3 protein-coding genes are annotated in these 3,712 nt (G+C 64.1%); all 3 read left to right on the forward strand.

Features of this window, described 5'->3' with window-relative positions; all coding sequences use genetic code 11:
* Positions 1-2,208 (forward strand): carbamoyl-phosphate synthase large subunit (carB, locus tag AADA04_RS07910; protein ID WP_340692714.1); only part of this gene is annotated, 2,208 nt, incomplete at its 5' end.
* Between the two features lie 71 nt (positions 2,209-2,279).
* Positions 2,280-2,753, forward strand: coding sequence for a transcription elongation factor GreA (gene greA / locus AADA04_RS07915; protein WP_340692715.1), 474 nt, complete (start codon positions 2,280-2,282; stop codon positions 2,751-2,753).
* The coding region (locus tag AADA04_RS07920) for a mitochondrial fission ELM1 family protein (RefSeq protein ID WP_340692716.1) at positions 2,754-3,712 on the forward strand (959 nt) is incomplete at its 3' end.

The following is a 3,712-nucleotide window of genomic DNA, read 5'->3' on the forward strand; positions in this document are numbered from 1 at the left end:
ACCGGCGTCACCCCGGCCTCGTTCGAACCCACGATTGATTACGTGGTCACCAAGATCCCGCGCTTCGCCTTCGAGAAGTACAAGGGCGCCGATCCCGTGCTCACCACGGCGATGAAATCCGTCGGCGAAGCCATGGCCATCGGTCGCAACTTCCAGGAAAGCCTCCAGAAGGCGCTCTGCTCGCTCGAGACAGGCCTTTGCGGTCTCGACGACCTCACCTTCGAAACCGACGCAGCCCTGCGTCAGGCCCTCTCCCTGCCCACGCCCGACCGGCTCCAGGTCGTCGCCCAGGCCCTGCGCGAAGGCATGAGTGTCGCCGAGGTCAACGCCATCACGTCCATCGATCCCTGGTTCCTCAGCCAGATTCAGGAAATCACCGAGGTCGAGGCAAAGGTTCGCGCCAAGGGCCTGCCCGACGATGCCAACGCCCTCATCGAACTCAAAGCCATGGGCTTTTCCGACAAGCGCCTCGGCCAGCTGGTCGGCCAGACGGAATCCGGGGTGCGCACCTATCGCCACGCGCTCGACGTGCGCCCCGTCTACAAGCGTATCGACACCTGCGCCGCCGAGTTCGCCGCCAAGACGCCTTACCTCTACTCGACCTATGAACATGCCTCGTTCGGCACCGAAGCGCCGGATTGCGAAGCCCTGCCCAGCAACCGCGAGAAAGCCATCATCCTCGGCGGCGGCCCCAACCGGATCGGCCAGGGCATCGAATTCGACTATTGCTGCTGCCACGCCGCCTACGCGATGGAAGACCTCGGCATCGAGTCGATCATGGTCAACTGCAACCCGGAAACCGTCTCGACCGATTACGATACGTCGGACCGTCTCTATTTCGAGCCGCTGACCGACGAGCATGTGCTCGAGATCATCCACAAGGAGCAGAGCGCCGGCACGCTGAAGGGCGTCATCGTCCAGTTCGGCGGCCAGACCCCGCTCAAGCTCGCCGCCACGCTCCACAACGAGAACATCCCGATCCTCGGCACCAGCCCGGACATGATCGACCTCGCAGAAGACCGCGAACAGTTTGCCGCCCTGCTCGACAGGCTCGGCATCCAGCAGGCGCCGTCACGCGTCGCACGCAGCGTCGAAGAAGCCGAAGTGAAGGCAAACGAGATCGGCTACCCGGTCATGCTGCGCCCGTCCTTCGTGCTCGGTGGCCGCGCCATGGAGATCGCCCGCGACGACGCCGACCTCCGCCTGTTTGCCGCCGAGGCCCTGAAAGTCTCCGGCGACGCCTCGCTCTTCATCGACCGCTACCTGTCGGACGCCATCGAGGTCGATGTCGACGCCATCTGCGACGGCACCAATGTCCACGTTGCCGGCATCATGGAACATATCGAGGAAGCCGGCGTCCATTCGGGCGACAGCGCCTGCACCCTGCCGCCCTACACCCTGTCGCCCGACCTGCAGGCCCGACTCGCCAAGCAGACCATCGCGCTGGCCAAGGCCCTCAAGGTGCGCGGCCTGATCAACATCCAGTTCGCGGTCAAGGACGACGAGATCTACGTCCTCGAAGCCAATCCCCGCGCCAGCCGAACCGTGCCCTTCGTCGCCAAGGCCGTCGGCGCGCCGATTGCCGCCATCGCCGCCAAGGTCATGGCCGGCGAAATGCTGACCAGTTTCGACCTCACCAATGCCAATCCGCGCCGCGTCGCCGTCAAGGAAGCCGTCTTCCCGTTCGCCCGGTTCCCGGGTGTCGACCCGCAGCTTGGCCCGGAAATGCGTTCGACCGGCGAAGTCATGGGCTGGGACGATGATTTCGGCATGGCCTTCCTCAAATCCCAGCTCGGCGTCGGCGTCCGCCTGCCCGAGAGCGGCAAGGTCTTCATCTCGGTGCGCAATTCCGACAAGAAGGGTGTCGCCGAAGCGGCCCGCAACCTGGTCAGCATGGGCTTCACGCTGATCGCCACCAGCGGCACCGCGACCTTCCTCGAAGGCGAAGGCCTGCCCGTGTCGCGCATCAACAAGGTGCTGGAAGGCCAGCCGCATATTGTCGACGCCATGATCAACGGTGACGTGCAATTGGTATTCAATACAACCGAAGGTGCAGCCTCCCTCTCCGACAGCGCCTCGATCCGGCGCACGGCCGTGAACCGCAAGATTCCCTATTTCACAACACTTTCAGCCTCGATTGCCTCCGTTCAGGCCATTGCGAGCTTGAAAACACGGGAAATCTCCGTTCGCGCCTTGCAATCGGCCTGACAGCGGGCCACTTGACGGCCTGAATTTTTGCGACAAGCATTTCGCGCCAATTACAGAATAAGGGATCTCAAATGGAACGCATTCCCATGACCGCTGAAGGCCATGTTGCGCTTCAGACAGAACTGAAGACGCTGAAATCTGTCGAGCGCCCGAACATCATCGCGGCGATCGCAGAGGCGCGCCAGCATGGCGACCTGTCTGAAAACGCTGAATACCATGCCGCCAAGGAGAAGCAGAGCTTCATCGAAGGCCGTATCAGCGAGATCGACGACAAGCTCGCACGCGCTGACGTCATTGATGTCAGCAAGTTCTCGGGCACCAAGATCCGCTTCGGCGCGACCGTGACCATCGTCGACGTCGAAACCGAAGACGCCCAGACCTACAAGATCGTGGGCGAAGACGAAGCGTCGGTGAAACTCGGCAAGATATCCGTCACCTCTCCGATCGCCCGTGCCATGATCGGCAAGGAAGAAGGCGACGAGGCTGAAGTCGCCGCCCCTGCCGGCGCACGGGCCTACGAGATCACGAAGGTCGAGTACAAATAAATGGGCGGGCCGGGCCTGCTCGGACCTTCCGTCTGGGCGGTATCGGATGGCCGCGCAGGCAACGCCGCGCAGGTGCGTGCAATCCTGCAGGCCCTCGGCGAAACCCGTCGCTGGATGAAGATCGCCCATATTGACGGCGAGGCCCATCGCCGCGATCCGGTGACGCTCAGCCCCCGCGCGCCCTGGACATGGCTGCCCGCCGACAGATGGCCGCTGCTCAAGCATGCTCTCCCTGCCGCCCAGCGCGGCGTGCTGGAAGGCCCTTGGCCGACGGTCTGGATCGCGGCGGGGCGCCGCTCGGCCCCGTTCACCAGCGCTGTCCGCAACCTCTCCGGCGGCAAGACAGTGACCGTGCAGATCCTCGATCCGCACATCGAGTCGACCCATTTCGACATGCTCGTCGCGCCGACACATGATGCCGTGACCGGCCCCAATGTGATCGAGACGATCGGCTCACCCTCCTATTTCGCCCCCGACCAGATCGAGGATGCCGGACAGGCCTTTGCCGACCTTGCCGACGAGCGCGCCAAGAGCGCGATTGTCATCATCGGCGGCGATTCAAAGACTCACACATTTACAACCGCCGCCGCCGAGCGCCTCGAAGGCCAGCTGCGCCAGTTGGCCGCCGAAGGCTGGCGCCTGCGCATCACCACGTCGCGGCGCACGCCCCTGCCCGTGGTCACCCGCCTGCGCACCCTTGCCGACCAGGTCGGCGCCCGCTTCTGGGCCGGTCCCGAGGATGGCCAGAACCCTTATCTCGCCTGGCTTGCCTTTTCCGACGTCGCCATCGTCACCGAAGACAGTTCCAACATGCTGTCGGATGCCGCCTGGCACGGCCTGCCGGTCCACATCGCCCGCCTCGAAGGCCGCCATGAGAAATTCGACCGCCTGCATGACAGCCTGATCGCGCATGGCGCGGCACGCTGGTTCGGCGGCGCGCTGGAAACCTGGACCTATCC

Source organism: Hyphomonas sp. (genome assembly GCF_037969335.1).
In the GTDB taxonomy this organism is placed as follows: Bacteria; Pseudomonadota; Alphaproteobacteria; order Caulobacterales; family Hyphomonadaceae; genus Hyphomonas.

Coding starts and splice junctions, on each gene's coding strand:
- greA (WP_340692715.1), top strand. CDS start 2,280: ATGGAACGCATTCCCATGACCGCTGAAGGCCATGTTGCGCTTCAGACA.